Here is an 18,513-nt window from a genome sequence, read left to right on the forward strand (position 1 = left end):
TAAATATTATTCAATTAGAATGAAAAAAACACTGTCAGTTTGTCTTTTGTTTCTAAATGTAAAAGAATCCACCTAAAAACAGGTGGATTCCTACAGTTTATGATCTAGAGGATTCAAAGGTAACATGAATTTGGACAATTTCTGAACGTGTCCCAATGCGCAGCGGCAGTCCCCATACACCATAACCCGATGAAACAATCGATTGCAGGTTCCCTTTCTTCAAATAACCCCAATCATTTTCAAAAATCATGTTCGTAATCAGATTCCCTGGTGCAACCTGGCCTTTATGTGTATGGCCAGAGAGAATCAGGTCAACCCCATTTTTTTCAGCTATATCTAAATCATAAGGCTGATGCTCGAGAAGAAATACGGGTTTCTTTTCATCGACCTGCTTCATTAAGGCTGAGAGTTCAGCTCTCACAACATCCTGGTATCCCCGGTCTTTTCTGCCGACAAGGGTAATACCTTCAGGCAGGTTTAGAACCTCATCATCCAAAACTCTCATACCACTATTATTAAAAATCTCAACTAAATCTACATCATCACGATCATGATTTCCTAAAGAGGCATATACAGGAGCATCGATTTGTTTTAGAATCTCTGGAATTCCTTCTTCTAGAAAAGGTGTGATATCGTCATCAATGATATCCCCTGGAAAAAGGACTAAATCAGGCTGATTAGTATTAATGTATTGAACTAGTTTCTCTGCCTGTCTGCTTCCGGATAAATCCCCAAAATGCATATCAGAAGCCATAATAATTTTCAGGCTTTGTTTCCCTTCTACCTGCTTCGGAATATTAATCTGATACGTTTTGGCTTTTGGACTGTAGGCATTAAACATTCCGAAACAGAAGGAGCAAACAATCACAACCATTACGGTATATCCCGTCCATTTAACAAACTTTTCTTTTTGAATATGCGTAAATCTTCTAATAAAAACGGCGATATTGGCTAAAGGAAGCAGCAAGATTAAAAAATAAAATAACGACAGCCACGCTGCACCAAGCCAAGTGAAAAATAAACTCTCATCTAACCATCTTGAAAAAACAAAAGAATATGCGAAAACAACGAGAATAACCCAGAAGATAATTTTGATACTCTTTCGGTCCCCGCTAATGTTTCTTAACCATACCCAAATATTGTATCCAATGTAAAAAATCAATAAATTATATAGTAGAATAATTCCTATTCCAATAGCCCACACAGAAGTAACTCCTTTTTACTAGTTGTCTTACTTCTATTAGACAATATTTGAGCATAATTAACAATTAATACGAACTAGTGATTTACCATTAATTTGTAAGGCGGATATTACCATCACTTCTTCCTCTAATTATTTGATACAATTTTAAAGTCAGAGAATAATAGGGAGGAATAAAACCTATGAGAAAAAACAAGATCCTCCTAGCCCTGGTAATTCTGCTTACCTTTACAGGGGGAATTTTTACTGGAGTATTATATTCCAAAAATAACACAGAACAAGGTGCAAAACCGCTTAAAATAGAAAATGCTTCAAAATCAAAAAAGTCCCTCGACGAGAAAGCAATCCCAGAGGAGAGTTCAGAGGAATCCAAAGTTTTACTAGGTTATGTACAGGATTTCCGTGATCCGAATGTGGTCGATTATTCAAAGTTAACACATGTAATCTTCTCGTTTGCTCATCCTACACCGGATGGCGGGATTCTATTAAATGGTGATACAGCTATAAATAACTTACGAGCCATGGTTAAGGAAGCTGAGAAACACAATACAAAAGTAATCTTAGCGGTTGGCGGCTGGTTTCATATCAATGGCGGAGAATCCTATGAACCATTTAAAGCAGCCATCAGCAATCCTGACTCTAGAACAAAACTAGTGAGTGAACTTACTAGTTTAGTAGACCGTGAACACCTAGACGGTATCGACATCGATTTCGAACATCCGCGTTCCAAAGCAGATGCTGCAAATTTAGCTGCGTTTGCAAAGGAATTAAGCGATCAGCTTCACCCTAAAGGGAAAGAACTATCCATTGCTGTTTATGCCAAAATTCATGCGGTGACGGGCACCGAAATGGGCTTTGTTGTTTATGAACCATCCACGTTCGAGCACGTCGATCATGTTAATATCATGGCTTATGATGGTCAGTGGGATGGCGGCTATAATGGTGCCAATTTATCGCCTTATCCTTTTACAGAGAAAATAGTAAACTATTGGGCGAATACGTTTGATCAAAACAAACTGCCGAAGGAAAAGCTTGTTTTAGGTGTCCCTTTTTATGCTCAGCCTGAAGACCCTGCCATTAAACAGGTATCTTATAGTGCAATTATTAACAGTAATCCTGCAAATGCTGCAAATGATACTGTGAGTATGAATGGAACCACTTATCATTATAATGGTGCTGAAACCATGAGGAAGAAGACAAATTTAGCACTTGATCATGGCTTTGGCGGGATGATGCTGTGGGAAGCTGGGCATGACAGCATGGGCGATCACAGTTTAACGTCTGTAATATTTAATGAACTTTCAAAAACAAGTGATAATCTCGTAAAGAAATAACAAAAGGCTGCACCCTCTTAGAATGAGGATGCAGCCTTTCTTTTATACTTTTAGGTTCATTAATCTTTCGTTTACTTCTTCTTCCGTTAATCCATGCTCAGCAACATAACGATTCCTTGGATGTGTTCTGCATTCATGTGAACAGCTTCGTAAATGTCGGTGTTCATTTTCCTCAGAACAAAGAATTTTTTTGTTACACTCTGGGTTCGCACAGTTTACATAACGCTCACAAGGCTCACCCGTGAAATAATCTTTACCGACAACCACATGCTCCTTACGATTGACAGGAACGCTAATCCGCTCATCAAACACATAAAGCTGTCCATCCCATAATTCCCCTTGTACTTCTGGGTCTTTACCATAAGTAACAATACCGCCTTCTAATTGTGAAACATCTTCAAATCCTTCATTTAGAAGCCAGCCTGAGAATTTTTCACAACGAATTCCACCAGTACAATAAGTAAGAATTTTCTTTCCTTCAAATTCTTGTTTATTTTCTCTAATCCAATCTGGAAGATCACGGAAGTTTAAAATATCCGGGCGAACAGCACCTCTAAAATGGCCTAAATCATATTCATAGTCATTTCGAGCATCAATCACAACAGTATCTTCTCTTTGCATTGCTTCAAAAAATTCTTTCGGTTTTAAATGCTTTCCTGTTGTGACATGTGGATCGACATCGTCCTCTAGACGTAACGTAACGAGCTCTGGTCTTAGACGAACGCGCATCTTTTTGAAAGCATGCTCATTTGCTTCATCAATTTTAAAGATGGTACCTGCAAAAAGCGGATGCTCGTCCATCCATTTTATATACGCATCTGTTTGTTCAACTGTACCTGAAACCGTACCGTTAATTCCTTCTGCTGCTATAATAATTCTGCCTTTTAGGCCTAATTCATTACAGAACTGGAGATGCTCTTGCTGTGCCTCTTCCGGGTTTTCTATTGTGACATATTTATAATATAATAAGACTCTAAATTCTTGATTCATATTTACCACCTTACTAACTTTTATACATACTTTATATTAATAACCGAATTATTATATCAATAATCATATATAGATTTCAATTGATATGCTTATTCTTCCCATTTTCAAAATAAAAAAGTATCCTGCTATAGATTAATTTGGCAGGATACCTTTTTTATTATAGATAGTAATAATCAACCAAATTGCCAAACGCTGTGACTTAAGTTTCCATATCTATAGCTTCGATGTAATAATTTTGCTTTCCTGCTATCATCTGCTGCACCAAGAGCGTAGAAAATTGGAATAAAGTGTTCATTCCCATACGATGGAACTGCGAATTGTGCATTTGGAGCAAGTGTATGATAAGAAAACAATGAATCCGTATCCCATGTATGAAGGTGATGGGCTAACCAGTCATCAAACTCTAGTGCCCATTGATCAATTTTTCCATTGTCTGCAAAATTTACTGCTCTTAAATTATGAACAGTTCCCCCGCTGCCTATAATTAAAACATCTTTAGCTCGTAATGCCGAAAGTGATTTACCAATGCTATATTGCTCCTCTGGAGTAAGTGCAGGGTTAACAGACATCGCAATGACCGGTACGTCAGCATTCGGGTAAAGTAACCTGAGGACAACCCATGCACCATGATCTAACCCTCGTTTCGGCTCTACTTCAAAAGAAATACCATTTTCTTTAAATAGATCTATGATTTCATTGGAAATTTCTTGTGAACCTTTAGCTGGATACTTAATCGTATAAAGCGCTGGGTCAAACCCGCCGAAATCATAAATGGTATCATACTGGTCAACTTCACTTACCTTTTGTGATCTAGATTCCCAATGAGCAGAAAACAAGACTATTGCCTTTGGACGTGGTAAAGACTTACCCAGTTGATTAATAAATTGAGTATACTCATTGTTTTCAACAGCAAGCAATGGTGCACCGTGAGCAATAAATAGTGATGGCATCATGGTACTGTCCCCTCCTGTATTATAGTGATTGCGCCTGGTTTTTCTGGCCTTTAAATAGTAAGTTATCCACTGCGAAAGTCTTACTGTCGTTAATCACAATAAATAATGCCATTGCAAGTAATGCTAAATCTAATTCCCAGCCTGCACCTTGACCATTTCCTAAAAAACCGCCTGCTAATTTCACTTTGACCGTTGCTCCAAGCATTAATAGTACAAATAATCCTGAAACAATTCTGCTTCCTAGGCCAATAATTAAAGCAAATCCTCCAACCATTTCTACCACAGCAACACCATAAGCAAGAACACCTGGTAAGCCGATTGAATCAAACCAGCCCGCGATATTCTCTATGCCGCCTTGGAATTTCACTAATCCATGGATAAAAAATGTAACTCCTAATACTAAACGTAAAATCAAAGTACTTACTTCTATCTTTTTCATAATTTCTACCTCTCCTTAATGTTTTATTTTTCTAAAATGTGTATGAACCATTTTGTTAACTCCTGCAGGTTAACAACTGCCAATAACATACATAATAAGACCGAAGCAGGATATTGTGTATTTGAACGAAATCCTTTGGACGACGAAGTTCAGATCATCGTTGCTTAATCTCTATCATCCCTCCCTGAAAGTATTTTATTAAATAATAAAGATTCATATTTGAAAACATCTAAATAAAAAAATAAAATGTTTTTATATATGAACATTTGTTGCTTATAGGATAACAGCGAATCTTGTGGATTGTCAATGATATTTTTGCTAATATATAAATATGTTCTATATTAGGAAACTATATAAGGGTGATCAATTTGGATATCGGCGCAAAGATTCGTGCAATAAGAAATCGAAAAAAAATTACCATCGCTCAAATGTGTGAAGGAACTGGACTTTCAAAAGGGTTTATCAGCAATGTTGAAAACAATAACACTTCACCATCCATAAGTACGCTGCAGACGATTGCCAGCTATTTAGAGGTTCCTTTACCTTACTTATTGTTAGAAAAAAAACAGCATTTACGTGTAGTCAGGAAAGATGCAAGGACTATGACCACATTTAATCAGCTGAAAATTGAAACCATATCTTCTATGGGTGGTTTAAGCTTAAGAAGTGTTGAGTTTCCACCTGGCGCGTCTATTGGAGACGCCCACGCGCATGAGGGAGAAGAATGTCATTTAGTGCTAGAAGGAAAAGTATTAGCGGAGCAAGGAGAAGATTCTGTGATATTAGAAGAAGGTGACTCCTTCAGCTGGAATGCAAGTGTTCCACATACAGTGAAAAATATCGGGGATTGTAAAGCGGTTGTTTTGATTGCGGTTTATTCAAATAATGAAAAATAACCATTTAAGACAAGGTGTCCATTTTTAGGACACCCGTTTATTTTAACTGCCCTCGTAATACCATGTTCTATTCTGAATAAATTTTTTACACATGCTGTTTAAGTATAAATACTCCAAATGCGCAAGTGTTTCCCCCACAGCAAAGCGAGTTTCATGGATATTCAAATTTCGAAACAGCTTTTGGCTGACTTCATAGGTGGTTGCCGGCTGTTTTATAGCATCATACGTCTCGGCTAATCTTTCATGATGATGTTGCATTAATTCTTCAATTCTTTGATTGGCATTTCTAAACGGCTTCCCATGCGAAGGAATCACATAATCAACATCCAAAGCTTTAATTTTTTCCAAAGATGTCATAAAATCTTGCAATGGATTAGGATTCCCAATGAACCAATATGAGATATTGGGCGAAATTCTTGGTAAAATATGATCCGTTGAAAATAAAATGCTATTCTCTTTATTAAATAGTGTAATTAACCCATCCGAATGTCCAGGTGTAAAAATAACCTCATATTCGTACTTTCCAAAAATGACCTTCATGCCTTCTTCGAGGAAGTGTTGAACAGAAGGGTATGGTTTTACCTGCAATTCAAAACTGCTTTCATCCTTCGTTAACAACTGAGATAAATTGCCAGGTAACCCGCAGCGATCATAGTTTTCTTTTATGGTTGATAAGGTGCTGTGCTCCCAATAACTTACCCCAGCCCTTGCGTCAATCTCGGACATCCACACTTTTGCATTAGTAAGCTTCTGAAGTGCACCACCATATCCGAAATGATCGGGATGGTAATGAGTTATAATGATATCCGTAACATCATGTTTTTCTATAATAGGTTTCCAAACGTCCCTCGTTACATGATTGTTTAACCCTGTATCGATGATGGTCCATCCTCTTTCACCTTCTGCTATGAAACAATTAACATGATTGAGCCGAAAAGGCAGCGGGATGGTAATTTGTGATACACCAATTTCACTTAACAAAAAAACGACTCCTCCCTTTAGTTTCGTATAATTTGTAAAAAGGAATAAGCAGCAAATTAGACTTCTTTGCCGCTTATTCCCCGACTATTTCTCACTCATTAATTCTTTCAATAATTGTTCCGTTCGCCATTCCGCCGCCTTCACAAATTGCTTGTAATCCATAACGGCCGCCTGTTCTTTCTAATTCATGCATCATCGAAATCATCAATTTTGCACCTGTTGCCCCGAGCGGATGTCCTAAGGCAATTGCTCCACCATTTGGGTTTAATTTCTTTGGATCTGCCTTAATTTCTTCTAACCAGCACATTGGGACTGGTGCAAACGCTTCGTTTACTTCATAGGTATCCATATCCTCAATTGTCAGCCCTGCTTTGGCTAATACTTGTCTCGTTGCCTCAATTGGTCCCGTCAGCATTAACGTTGGATCAGATCCCACTACAGAACGGGCAACAATACGGAAGCGCGGCTTAAGTCCTAATTCCTCCGCTTTTTCCCGTGACATTAATAAAACAGCTGCAGCTCCATCACTCATTTGGCTGGCGTTGCCTGCATGAATCTTGCCGTCTTCTTTAAAGACTGTTTTGAGAGTGGACAACTTTTCCACAGTTGAACCCTTACGAGGTCCTTCATCCTGTTTTACTGCCACCTTACCGCCATCATCTAAAGTCACCTCTAAAGGCATAATTTCTCTGTCAAATCTGCCTTCTTCTATTGCTTTTAACGCCCGATCGTGACTTTCAACTGAATATTCATCCAGCTGCGTGCGTGTAAATCCCCACTGATCCGCAATTCGTTCCGCGGACAATCCTTGGTGGATCATTTCATATTTGGAAGTAAGAGTTTCACTCCAGCCTGATTCCTTACGGGTTGAACCAAGAGGAACACGTGTCATACTTTCTACTCCGCCAGTAATAACGATATCCATATCCCCGCTAAGAATGGCTTGGGAAGCAAAGTGTATCGCTTGCTGGCCAGAACCGCATTGACGATCTAATGTGGTTGCTGGCACATGAATCGGAAAGTCCGCCATTAACGTCGCTGTACGAGCAATATTCAGACCTTGTTCTTCTACCTGCGAAACACAGCCTAAGATAACATCCTGTACAATTCCTGGTGATATCCCTGCACGATTGACTAATTCTTTTAATACCATAGCTGCGAGTTCATCTGGACGAACGGAACTCAAAAGCCCTTTTCTTTTTCCAACCGGCGTACGAACACCCTCTACAATCACAACTTCACGCATTTTATCTTCCTCCATTTTGTTTAATTTTTATATAATTTTGATCTACCTTGGTGCCATACGAATGGCGCCATCCAATCGGATGGTTTCCCCATTAAGCATGACGTTTTCGATGATAGACTGGGTTAATTGAGCATATTCAGAAGGGCGGCCAAGTCTAGATGGAAATGGAACCTGGGACTCCAAGGCTGTTTTTGCCTGTTCAGACAATGAACCAAACAGTGGTGTTTCAATTAATCCAGGTGCGATGGTCATTACTCTAATACCAGACTTCGCTAAGTCTCGTGCAATTGGTAATGTCATACCTACTACACCGCCCTTAGAGGCACTGTAAGCAGCCTGACCAATTTGACCGTCAAATGCTGCAACAGAGGCGGTATTAATAATCACACCTCTTTCACCTTCTTGGTTCGGTGGATTATTTACCATTTGAAGAGCCGCAAGGCGAATAACGTTAAAGCTGCCAATGAGGTTAATTTCAATTACTTTTTTAAAATTATCAAAACTGTGTGCTTGATTCCTGCCTACTGTTTTCTCAGCAACAGCAATTCCTGCACAATTTACCACTGTATTGATGCTGCCAAATCTTGCAATGGCTGAATCGATAGCCTGTTGTACATCTTCCTCACTCGTTACATTTGTTTTAAAGAAAACCGCATTCTCCCCTAAATCTTCAGCTAAAAGGGTCCCTCTTTCTTCTGAGAGGTCCAAAATGGCAGCTTTTCCGCCGTTTTCAACAATATTTCGAACGGTTGCTTCTCCAAGTCCAGAGGCACCACCTGTTACCAAAGCAATAGAATCTTGTATTCTCATTTCCCTTTCCTCCTTCTTTTAATAACCTAGTTCTTTTAGAATTTCCTCAGTATGTTCTCCTAGGCCGGGTGCATGCCGTCTTGTACTAACAATTGAATTTGATAGTTTAATAGGGTTTCCTATTTGTTTCATTACTCCCGCTTCTGGATGTGTGATTTCTTCAATCATTTGACGATGTTTAATTTGTGGATGATCTGCGAGTTCTTCTGGAGTTAAGACTGGGGAGATACAGGCATCAATACCTTCAAAAAGCTTGAGCCATTCTGATAATGTTTTTTGCTGGATGGATTCTTGAACTTCCTGCTTGATTAACCGCTGCTGTTCTAGGGGTGCATCGAGTTGGTCTATAAGATCTTCCTTACCAATAACTTTGCAGAAATTTTTCCAAAACTTATATTCTAGTGCACCAACGGAGATAAAACGATCATCCTTTGTTCTATAAATTTCATAGCACGCTTTCCCGCCGTTTAAGGTCAATTCCCCTCGATTTGGCATTTCACCGGTAGTCCAATAGTTTGGCATAATAGTATGCATCCATGAAAGTGCACCATCTAGCATGGAAATATCAACAAATTGACCTGTGTTCGATTTCTTCGCATCAATAATTGCTAAAAGGATTCCAACTGCAGCCATTAACGCTCCACCGCCGATATCACCGATTTGAACCGATGGAATCAATGGCTTTTCATTTGGAACTCCCTGTAAATGGAGCAGCCCGGAATAGCTTAAGAAATTCAAATCATGTCCAGCTTCTTTTGCAAAGGGTCCGGATTGGCCGTAACCGGTAATACCACAATAAATCAGTTTTGGATTATGTACCTTCAGTTCTTCATATCCAAGCCCAAGCCGGTCCATAACCCCAGGCCGGAATGATTCAATTAGGACATCCGCCGTTTTGATTAAAGAAATGAAAGCCTCTTTATCTCTTTCGACTTTAAGATCAAGGGTAATGCTCCGTTTATTTCGGTTTAGCGAAATAAACATAGCACTTTGATCATCACTTACTCTCGGTTCATACCAGCGGGCATAATCTCCGCTTTCAGGGTCTTCCACTTTTATCACATCAGCACCGTAATCAGCCAGCAATAATGAACAATAAGGACCAGGAAGAAGTCTTGTAAGGTCAAGGACTCGTATACCTTCAAGAGGTAACAAACTATCATCTCCTAAAATACAAATTTTTTGACAACGGTTTCATCTCTATTTTAAATAATAGCAATTTTCTTAAAATTTTACAATCCATTTATTTTTTAAACCAATGTTTAAAATTCATTGATTTTTGAAAATAGCTAACTTATATTTAAACAAAGGGTAAATATGAATTAACTTTCAAAAAAATATAGATTACCAGTTTGAAAAGGTAGGAGGGTTTATGGTATGTCATCTTTCAGAGCACAGAAAATGGCGAAAAAAAAACAGGAAATTCTTCGTTCTGCCGCGGCGGTTCTTGTTGAAAAAGGATACCAAGGGACAACAATGGAAGAAATAGCTGCAAAACTTTTGATGACAAAGGGTTCAATGTATTATTATTTTAAAAATAAGGATGACCTTCTCTATCAATGCCATTTAATGATTATGGAAATTTGTCTCGATGGAATTGACAAAGTTATCAGTAGTGATCTTAGTCCTGTCGAAAAGTTAAAAAGTGCAATCAACGAACATATTCTACTTGCAACTAGGGAAAAATCTATGTTCATGGCTCTTTCAAAGCCTAATCATAATTTCTCAGATGAACAGCTGAAGGAAGTACTTGAGCATAGAAAAAGTTACTCGCACTATTTTGATAGAATTATCCATGAAGGTATTGATAAAAAAGTGTTTAATGCCGTGGATGTGAGAATGGTACGCCTAATTATTTTAGGTGCACTTAACTGGATACAAGAATGGTATGATCAAAATGGTCCTCAAAGCGCAGAAGAAATATCTGAAGCCTACACATCATACTTACTAAAGATGTTATTGGTAGATAAATAAAGTTTATCTACTTTTTTTGATGTGTATTTCTTCGGTCACTACAAACTAAACCCTCCACAATATACATGGAGGGATTAGTCGCTCAACCTATTTTTTCTTCATTTTCTGAACTTAAAAGTACTCTCTTATTTGAAGTCACCGGTGTAAGGCTGGATCGCTTTAATAAATAGTTTAAATGATCCAGCGGCATTGATCCATGTCCCTTACCATCTTCTAGTGTAAATTGAACTGTAATCCCATTATTTGTCGTTACTGTTAACGAGTCTGCAGAATTAAAATTCCCCTTTATATTTTGAGAAATTTGATATTTCGAACCTGTTTCAATCGACATTTGCTATCTCCTTCACCATTATTTAGTCATAGTATTCTCCGATTATTTTTATTCATACAAAAATATTCCATTTAGCCTCAATCAAATATGGTTATAAAAAAAAGATATGATAGAATATCCTTATCTAAGGAGGTGTGAGTATGGAAGGTTTTGGTGATTTACTGAAAGCACAGCGGGATTTCTTTCAAACCGGGAAAACAAAAGATGTTTCATTTCGAATTGAAGCTTTAACTTCATTAGGAAACATGATTCGCTCACATGAAACGGAAATAATGGCAGCACTAAAAAAGGATTTGAATAAGAGTGACTTTGACACTTACGTTACTGAAATGGGTATTTTGCTCGAGGAAATTCGCTTTACTCTCAAACATATTAGAGATTGGACTCAGCCAAAAAGAGTAAAAACAGCGTTAACACAAATGGGTTCTAAGGGCTATATCTATTACGAACCTTATGGCGTAGCATTAATCATTTCTCCATGGAATTATCCGTTACAATTAGCCATAGCGCCTCTAATTGGTGCAATAGCAGCTGGAAATTGTACTGTCCTAAAACCATCTGAACTTACACCAGAGACATCAAACCTTATGGCTGAACTGATCAATAAAACTTTTCCTGAAAACTATATAGCAGTCGTCCAAGGTGATGCCGATACCACTCAGAGTTTATTAAAAGAGAAATTCGATTATATCTTTTTTACTGGCAGTGTTGCTGTTGGAAAGGTCATAATGGAAGCAGCTGCAAAACACCTTACTCCTGTTACCCTAGAGCTCGGAGGGAAAAGTCCATGTATCGTTCATCATGATGCGGATGTTAAATTAGCTGCCAAACGCATAGCATGGGGCAAGTTTATTAATGCTGGCCAAACATGTGTGGCACCCGACTATTTGTATGTCCACAAAAACATTAAGGATGAATTTATCAGAACCCTAAAAGATACTATTAATGAGCTATATAATGATATCGTAAATAACGGTGAATTTACGAGAATAGTCAGTGAACGTCATTTTAACCGGGTAACTAGCTTGCTTTCAGGCGGTGAAATACTCCATGGCGGCAATCATTCTATCGAAACACTAACGATTGAGCCAACCATCCTCGGCGGTGTTACTTGGGATGACCCCGTGATGCAGGAGGAAATATTTGGACCTGTCCTTCCAGTCCTTGAATATGAAAATGACGAAGCCATGATTCAAAAAATTAATGAACACCCAAAACCATTGGCTCTTTATATCTTCTCAGAAAGCAAAGAATTCCAAGGAACCATTTTAAATTCTATCTCGTTTGGCGGCGGCTGTATAAACGATACCGTTATGCATCTTAGTTCTCCATACCTTCCTTTTGGCGGTGTTGGTGAAAGTGGAATTGGTGCTTACCATGGCAGAGGCAGTTTCGATGTCTTCTCCCACCATAAAAGTATTTTAAAGCAAACGACTACCTTTGATTTACCATTCCGATATCCAAATCGTAAAGATGCACTCAAACAAATAAAACGGTTCATTAAATAAGCATACGTAAAAAGCCTTGCAGATGGATGCTACAAGGCTTTTTGTTCATTATATATTTGTTACTCCCTCACGCTGATACATCAATTAACCATTTTTATGGTTTATATTAAACCCAACCTCTGAATTGGGAAGCTTCTGCTACTTTCCTTATCCCAACCATATAGGCTGCTAAACGCATATCAACATGATGGTCCTGAGCTAATTGATAAATACTGTCAAAAGAACTTACCATTACTTTCTCAAGTTTTGCCATTACTTCTTCTTCTGTCCAATAGTAACCTTGATTGTTTTGCACCCATTCAAAATATGAAACTGTTACACCGCCTGCACTGGCAAGAATATCTGGGACAAGAAGTATTCCACGATCTGTTAAGATTTTTGTCGCTTCAAGCGTGGTTGGTCCGTTTGCTGCTTCAACTACTATACTAGCTTTAATGTTAGCAGCATTTTCTTGGGTAATCTGGTTCGAAATCGCAGCAGGTACTAGGATGTCGCAGTCTAATTCAAGTAATTCTTTATTACTGATTGTATTACTGAAAAGCTTTGAGAATGTACCGAAGCTATCCCTTCTATCTAGTAAAAAATTGATATCAAGTCCATTAGGATCATAAACCCCGCCGTATACATCGGAAACAGCAACGACCTTCGCACCTGCATCATGCATAAATTTAGCTAAGTAACTGCCTGCGTTTCCAAAGCCCTGGATAACTACCCTAGCTCCCTGCAATTCTTTTCCTATTTTCATGACTGCTTCATTTATACAAATGGTAACACCACGTGCCGTTGCCGTTTCACGTCCATGAGACCCGCCTAGTACCAATGGTTTACCGGTTATGAATCCTGGTGAGTCAAACTCACGCAAACGGCTGTACTCATCCATCATCCATGCCATGATCTGAGAGTTGGTATAAACATCCGGCGCAGGAATATCCTTAGTTGGCCCAACAATCTGGCTGATTGCACGAACATAGCCGCGACTTAATCTCTCAAGTTCTCTGAAAGACATATTCCTTGGATCACAAATAATACCGCCTTTTCCGCCGCCATAAGGAAGGTTGGTAATTCCACACTTTAGGCTCATCCATATCGATAAGGCTTTTACCTCGGCTTCATCTACATCAGGATGGAACCGAACGCCGCCCTTTGTAGGTCCAACCGCGTCGTTATGCTGCGAACGGTAACCGGTAAATATTTTTACAGTCCCATCATCCATTCGAACTGGAATACGAACCGTTAATAACCGGATCGGTTCTTTTAATAATTCATACATTTCTTTATTGTAGCCTAACTTCGATAATGCTTCTTGAATGACCGTTTGTGTAGAATAGTATAAGTTTAAAGATTCTTTTTCCTTTTCCTGTTCTTTCGCCATTTCATTGATTACCGTCTTAACAGACATGCCAGACACCTCGTAGTTTAATAATAGTTATAATAGTCTTAACCTAAAATTTTTGAAATTTTCTCTACTGCCCAATCAATTTCTTCCTTGGTTATAATTAGCGGAGGAGCAAAGCGAATCACAGTATCATGCGTTTCCTTACACAATAATCCTTCTTCTTTTAATTGCTCACAGTAAGGTCTTGCATTTTCACTCAGTTCCACCCCAATAAATAATCCTCTTCCTCTAATTTCCGTAATGACAGGGTTATTGATTGTTTTTAATTGTTCTATGAAATACTCACCTAATTTAAGTGAACGTTCTGCTAATTTTTCTTCCTCAATTACTTCCAAGGCTGCAATAGACACAGCGCATGCAAGTGGATTTCCACCGAATGTAGAACCATGTGAACCAGGATTAAACACTCCTAATACATCAGAGTTAGCCACTACACAGGAAATAGGGAATACACCGCCACCTAATGCTTTTCCTAAAATTAACATGTCAGGGTTAACGTCTTCCCATTCAGTAGCAAACATTCTTCCTGTCCGGGCTAAACCAACTTGTATTTCATCGGCAATAAATAATACATTCGTTTCTTTACATAAATCAGAAGCTGCTTTCAAGAACCCTTCTGGAGGCAGAATAATCCCTGCTTCTCCTTGTATTGGTTCAATTAGGAATGCAGCTGTATTCGGTGTGATAGCTGCTTTTAACGCTTCAATATCTCCATATGGAATAAGCTTAATGCCTGGAAGCATCGGACCAAATCCTCGCTTATATTCAGGATCAGAGGATAAGGATACTGCACCCATTGTCCTTCCATGGAAGTTACCTGTGCAAGCAATGATTTCCGCTTGATTCTCGGCGATCCCTTTTACATCATAGCCCCAGCGGCGTGCTGCTTTTAGAGCTGTTTCAACCGCTTCTGCACCTGTATTCATTGGAAGTGCCATTTCTTTATTCGTTAATTTACAGATTTTTTCATACCAGGGACCGAGTTGGTCATTATGAAAGGCACGTGAAGTTAACGTTACTTTGTCTGCTTGTTCTTTTAGAGCCTGAATAATTTTAGGATGACGATGTCCTTGGTTTACCGCTGAATAGGCACTTAGCATATCCATATAGCGTTTTCCTTCTGGACTTTCCACCCATACTCCCTCTGCTTTTGAAACTACAATTGGAAGTGGATGATAGTTATTGGCACCAAACTTTTGTGTTTGTTCGATAATTTCTGTAGTTTTATTCATCATGGTTGTCATTTTTTCTTCCTCCTTTATAGCATTTCAGATGTTGTTTTTGCTTGCATGTGAAGAAGTAAATAATCAGGACCGCCTGCTTTAGAGTCTGTCCCTGACATATTGAAACCGCCAAATGGCTGATATCCAACAATTGCTCCTGTACATGTACGGTTAAAGTAAAGATTTCCAACATGGAATTCTTCTCTCGTACGTTCAATATGTTCACGGTTGTTTGAAATTAAAGCCCCTGTTAGACCATAATCTGTGTTGTTAGCGATCTTCATCATATGGTCAAAATCACGAGCTTTTGCGAAAGCAAGAACTGGTCCAAAAATCTCCTCTTGCATAAGGCGGGCATTTTCATCTAAGTCAGCAAAGATTGTTGGCTGGATAAAGTAACCCTCGGAGTCATCGCCTTCTCCGCCAGTCATTAATCTTCCTTCTTGTTTACCAACTGCGATATAATTCATGATTTTCTTAAATGATTTATCATCAATCACTGGACCCATATAATTAGAAAAATCTTCTGGGTTACCGATTGTCAGTGTTTTGGTTAATGCCACAGCTTTTCCAATTACTTCATCATAAACATCTTGATGAACAACAGCTCGGGAGCCTGCTGAACATTTTTGACCAGAGAAACCAAAAGCTGAATAAACAATGCTAGAAGCTGCTAAATCTAAATCAGCATCATTGTCCACAACAACTGTATCCTTACCGCCCATTTCAGCGATGACACGCTTTATCCAAATTTGACCTGGGTTAACTTTTGCAGCTCGCTCATTGATTCTGCAGCCCACTTCTCGAGAGCCAGTAAAAGACACAAAACGAGTTTTTGGATGGTCAACTAAATAATCACCAATCTCCGCACCACTGCCAGGTACAAAGTTTAATACTCCATTTGGAAGTCCTGCCTCATGCATTAGCTCTACAAATTTCGCGGCCACGATTGGTGTTGAGTTTGCTGGCTTAAGAAGTACAGTGTTACCGGAGACAATTGCTGCCACTGTTGTTCCAGCCATAATCGCCAATGGGAAGTTAAATGGTGAAATAATAATCCCTACTCCTAGTGGGATGTAGTGATATTGATTGTATTCCCCATCACGGCTTTGTACAGAAATGCCCTCTTTAATACGCAGCATTTGTCTTCCGTAGTACTCAATAAAATCTATTGCTTCAGCTGTATCTGCGTCCGCTTCCTTCCATGGCTTTCCAGCTTCTTTTACAAGGTAAGCAGAAAATTCATGTTTACGACGACGTAACATTGCTGCTGCACGGAATAATATATTGGCACGGTGTTCCGGCTTACATTTCTTCCAAGATTCAAAAGCAGTTAAAGCTGTTTGCATTGCCTTTTCCGCAAGTTGTTTGTCCGCCATTGAAACGCTTCCGATGATTTCTTCTTTATTTGCTGGATTAATAGAATGAATTTTTTTATCAGTTGTAATAGACTCTCCGCCAATGACAACTGGATATTCTTTTCCTAGCTGAGATTGAACATATGAAAGTGCTTGTTGAAATGCTTGTTTATTTGCTTCCTCTGCAAAATTAGTGAATGGTTCATGTGTATACGGTTTCATTCATTTTTCCCCCTTGTTGTTTGTACAATATATAATAATGCAAGTATCGTGCCAAACATAAAAAACTTATTAATAAGGGATTAATGTTATTAAGCGCAAAATTTTTTTGCGCAAAAATATTAAATATTCTTTTACGCAAAATTTTTTTGCGTTAAGGAAGATTATTTGTTTTAATAAATAGATAGATAAACAATAAGGGGAATGACTTTCATGGAACAAACAAAAATGACAGTAGAATACCTGCAGTATCTTATTTCCATGTATAAAAGGATCTTAGATGAAGTGGATGTTGGGGTCCATGCCGTTGACGCTTCGGGGAATACGGTTATCTATAATCATAAAATGGCACAAATTGAATCGATGGACATCCAAGATGTAATGAATAAAAATCTCCTAGATGTCTTTATGTTTAAAGAAGATCAAACTAGTACACTAGTAAAAGCGCTCCAAGAAGGAAATGAGACAAAAAATGTTAAACAAACCTATTTTAATAACAAAGGTCGAGAAATCACTACCAATAACAACACCATTCCAATTTATGAAAACGAAAAATTGGTGGGTGCAGTTGAAATCGCGAATGACGTAACAAAACTTGAACGTTTAATAAAAGGAAATATCACACGGAAAGGAAGCACTAGATACACTTTTGACAGTATTACCGGAAACAGCACAGTGATGAAGGAAGTGATTGAAGGAGCTAAACGCGCAGCACGAACCTCTTCTTACGTCTTAATTGTAGGAGAAACAGGAACTGGAAAAGAGCTGTTTGCCCAAAGTATACATAATGCGAGTAGTCGTTTTTCTGGCCCCTTCATCTCTCAAAACTGTGCAGCTTTGCCTGATAACTTAATAGAAAGTCTTCTATTTGGCACAAAGCGCGGTGCATTTACCGGAGCCATTGATCAGCCAGGATTATTTGAACAGGCAAATGGCGGAACTTTGTTACTTGATGAGATTAATTCTCTTAACCTAAATCTTCAGGCTAAGCTGCTTCGTGCACTTCAAGAAAAAACCATCCGCCGTGTTGGGGATACAAAGGATACCCCTGTCGATGTTCGTGTAATCGCAAATATTAACGAAGACCCAATCGATGCGATAACAAATAATCACATGCGTAAAGACTTATATTACCGCCTTGGAGTAGTTACTGTCTTTATTCCGCCTTTGAGAGAACGAAAAGAAGATATCCCTCTGCTCGTCCAACATTTTATTAAAAAATATAATGTACGCTTTCAAATGAATGTAATGGGATTATCAGAAGAAGTAAGAAAATCGTTTTTGGACTATGATTGGACCGGTAATGTCCGGGAGCTGGAACATATCATAGAAGCTGCGATGAACATCATCATGGATGATGAAGATATTATTAAATACCCTCATCTACCTTATCAATACCGCAGCAAAATGCACGGAAAAGTAAAGAATATCTCCACGGCTTCAGTGGATAACTTTATTCAAGAACGGGCCGATATACCTGCTTCACTAAAGGATCAAATGGAATATTTCGAAAAGTCCTATATTGAACATGTCTGGAAGAATAATGATCACAATATTTCAAGAACTGCTGATGTACTAGGATTAAGCCGCCAAAGCCTTCAGTATCGAATGAAAAAACTAAATATCAAGAATGACTAACTAGACTAGTATAAAT

Annotated in this window: 17 protein-coding genes; 5 read left to right on the plus strand and 12 right to left on the minus strand. The window is 38.5% G+C overall.

Annotation, left to right across the window (positions count from 1 at the left end; all coding sequences use genetic code 11):
- Window positions 1-97: 97 nt before the first annotated feature.
- A complete protein-coding gene (locus SFC47_RS12970) occupies window positions 98-1,162 on the minus strand; it encodes a metallophosphoesterase (protein WP_411254713.1) in 1,065 nt (354 codons plus the stop codon).
- Between the two features lie 221 nt (window positions 1,163-1,383).
- Here SFC47_RS12970 and SFC47_RS12975 point away from each other — a divergent pair, with 221 nt between their 5' ends.
- Window positions 1,384-2,535, plus strand: coding sequence for a glycoside hydrolase family 18 protein (locus SFC47_RS12975; RefSeq protein WP_411254714.1), 1,152 nt, complete (start codon window positions 1,384-1,386; stop codon window positions 2,533-2,535).
- A gap of 42 nt (window positions 2,536-2,577) precedes the next feature.
- Here the strand turns inward: SFC47_RS12975 and trhO are convergent, their stop codons facing one another.
- The 3 genes from trhO to SFC47_RS12990 form a co-directional block, all read right to left on the minus strand.
- A complete protein-coding gene (trhO, locus tag SFC47_RS12980) occupies window positions 2,578-3,525 on the minus strand; it encodes an oxygen-dependent tRNA uridine(34) hydroxylase TrhO (RefSeq protein ID WP_411254715.1) in 948 nt (315 codons plus the stop codon).
- 173 nt (window positions 3,526-3,698) lie between these two features.
- A complete protein-coding gene (locus tag SFC47_RS12985; protein ID WP_411254716.1) occupies window positions 3,699-4,478 on the minus strand; it encodes a DODA-type extradiol aromatic ring-opening family dioxygenase in 780 nt (259 codons plus the stop codon).
- A 19-nt stretch (window positions 4,479-4,497) separates the two neighbouring features.
- Window positions 4,498-4,920, minus strand: coding sequence for a DoxX family protein (locus tag SFC47_RS12990; protein ID WP_411254974.1), 423 nt, complete (start codon window positions 4,918-4,920; stop codon window positions 4,498-4,500).
- A 365-nt stretch (window positions 4,921-5,285) separates the two neighbouring features.
- On the opposite strand from SFC47_RS12990, the gene SFC47_RS12995 reads away from it, so the two are divergent.
- Entirely contained in the window at window positions 5,286-5,813 is a 528-nt protein-coding gene (locus SFC47_RS12995) for a helix-turn-helix domain-containing protein (RefSeq protein ID WP_411254717.1), read from the plus strand.
- A 42-nt stretch (window positions 5,814-5,855) separates the two neighbouring features.
- On the opposite strand, the gene SFC47_RS13000 is transcribed toward SFC47_RS12995, so the two are convergent.
- The 4 genes from SFC47_RS13000 to SFC47_RS13015 form a co-directional block, all read right to left on the minus strand.
- Complete coding sequence (locus SFC47_RS13000) at window positions 5,856-6,794, minus strand: MBL fold metallo-hydrolase (protein WP_411254718.1); 939 nt, start codon at window positions 6,792-6,794, stop codon at window positions 5,856-5,858.
- 91 nt (window positions 6,795-6,885) lie between these two features.
- Entirely contained in the window at window positions 6,886-8,040 is a 1,155-nt protein-coding gene (locus SFC47_RS13005; RefSeq protein ID WP_411254719.1) for a thiolase family protein, read from the minus strand.
- A 42-nt stretch (window positions 8,041-8,082) separates the two neighbouring features.
- Entirely contained in the window at window positions 8,083-8,850 is a 768-nt protein-coding gene (locus tag SFC47_RS13010; RefSeq protein WP_411254720.1) for a 3-hydroxyacyl-CoA dehydrogenase, read from the minus strand.
- Between the two features lie 18 nt (window positions 8,851-8,868).
- Window positions 8,869-10,005 carry a CaiB/BaiF CoA transferase family protein gene (locus SFC47_RS13015; RefSeq protein ID WP_411254721.1) on the minus strand — a complete coding sequence of 379 codons (1,137 nt, stop codon included), beginning with the start codon at window positions 10,003-10,005 and terminating at the stop codon, window positions 8,869-8,871.
- A 222-nt stretch (window positions 10,006-10,227) separates the two neighbouring features.
- On the opposite strand from SFC47_RS13015, the gene SFC47_RS13020 reads away from it, so the two are divergent.
- On the plus strand, window positions 10,228-10,824 hold the full coding sequence (locus SFC47_RS13020; RefSeq protein ID WP_411254722.1) for a TetR/AcrR family transcriptional regulator: 597 nt from the start codon (window positions 10,228-10,230) through the stop codon (window positions 10,822-10,824).
- An 82-nt stretch (window positions 10,825-10,906) separates the two neighbouring features.
- On the opposite strand, the gene SFC47_RS13025 is transcribed toward SFC47_RS13020, so the two are convergent.
- Window positions 10,907-11,155 carry a hypothetical protein gene (locus SFC47_RS13025; RefSeq protein WP_411254723.1) on the minus strand — a complete coding sequence of 83 codons (249 nt, stop codon included), beginning with the start codon at window positions 11,153-11,155 and terminating at the stop codon, window positions 10,907-10,909.
- Between the two features lie 140 nt (window positions 11,156-11,295).
- Between SFC47_RS13025 and SFC47_RS13030 the strand changes: the two genes are divergently transcribed.
- On the plus strand, window positions 11,296-12,663 hold the full coding sequence (locus tag SFC47_RS13030; protein WP_411254724.1) for an aldehyde dehydrogenase: 1,368 nt from the start codon (window positions 11,296-11,298) through the stop codon (window positions 12,661-12,663).
- A 106-nt stretch (window positions 12,664-12,769) separates the two neighbouring features.
- Here SFC47_RS13030 and SFC47_RS13035 read toward each other — a convergent pair whose 3' ends face one another.
- From SFC47_RS13035 to pruA, 3 genes are all read right to left on the minus strand, one after another.
- Window positions 12,770-14,035 (minus strand): Glu/Leu/Phe/Val family dehydrogenase, encoded by a 1,266-nt coding sequence (locus SFC47_RS13035; protein ID WP_411254975.1) that lies wholly within the window; start codon window positions 14,033-14,035, stop codon window positions 12,770-12,772.
- A gap of 65 nt (window positions 14,036-14,100) precedes the next feature.
- Window positions 14,101-15,303 carry an ornithine--oxo-acid transaminase gene (locus SFC47_RS13040; RefSeq protein WP_411254725.1) on the minus strand — a complete coding sequence of 401 codons (1,203 nt, stop codon included), beginning with the start codon at window positions 15,301-15,303 and terminating at the stop codon, window positions 14,101-14,103.
- A gap of 14 nt (window positions 15,304-15,317) precedes the next feature.
- The gene (gene pruA, locus SFC47_RS13045) at window positions 15,318-16,862 is read right to left on the minus strand and encodes an L-glutamate gamma-semialdehyde dehydrogenase (protein WP_411254726.1); all 1,545 of its coding nucleotides are present in this window, start codon (window positions 16,860-16,862) and stop codon (window positions 15,318-15,320) included.
- A gap of 210 nt (window positions 16,863-17,072) precedes the next feature.
- Between pruA and SFC47_RS13050 the strand changes: the two genes are divergently transcribed.
- The gene (locus tag SFC47_RS13050; RefSeq protein WP_411254727.1) at window positions 17,073-18,497 is read left to right on the plus strand and encodes a sigma-54 interaction domain-containing protein; all 1,425 of its coding nucleotides are present in this window, start codon (window positions 17,073-17,075) and stop codon (window positions 18,495-18,497) included.
- The last annotated feature ends 16 nt before the right edge of the window (window positions 18,498-18,513 follow it).

This window comes from Neobacillus niacini (assembly GCF_046591715.1).
Classification (GTDB): Bacteria; Bacillota; Bacilli; order Bacillales; family Cytobacillaceae; genus Neobacillus; species Neobacillus niacini_L.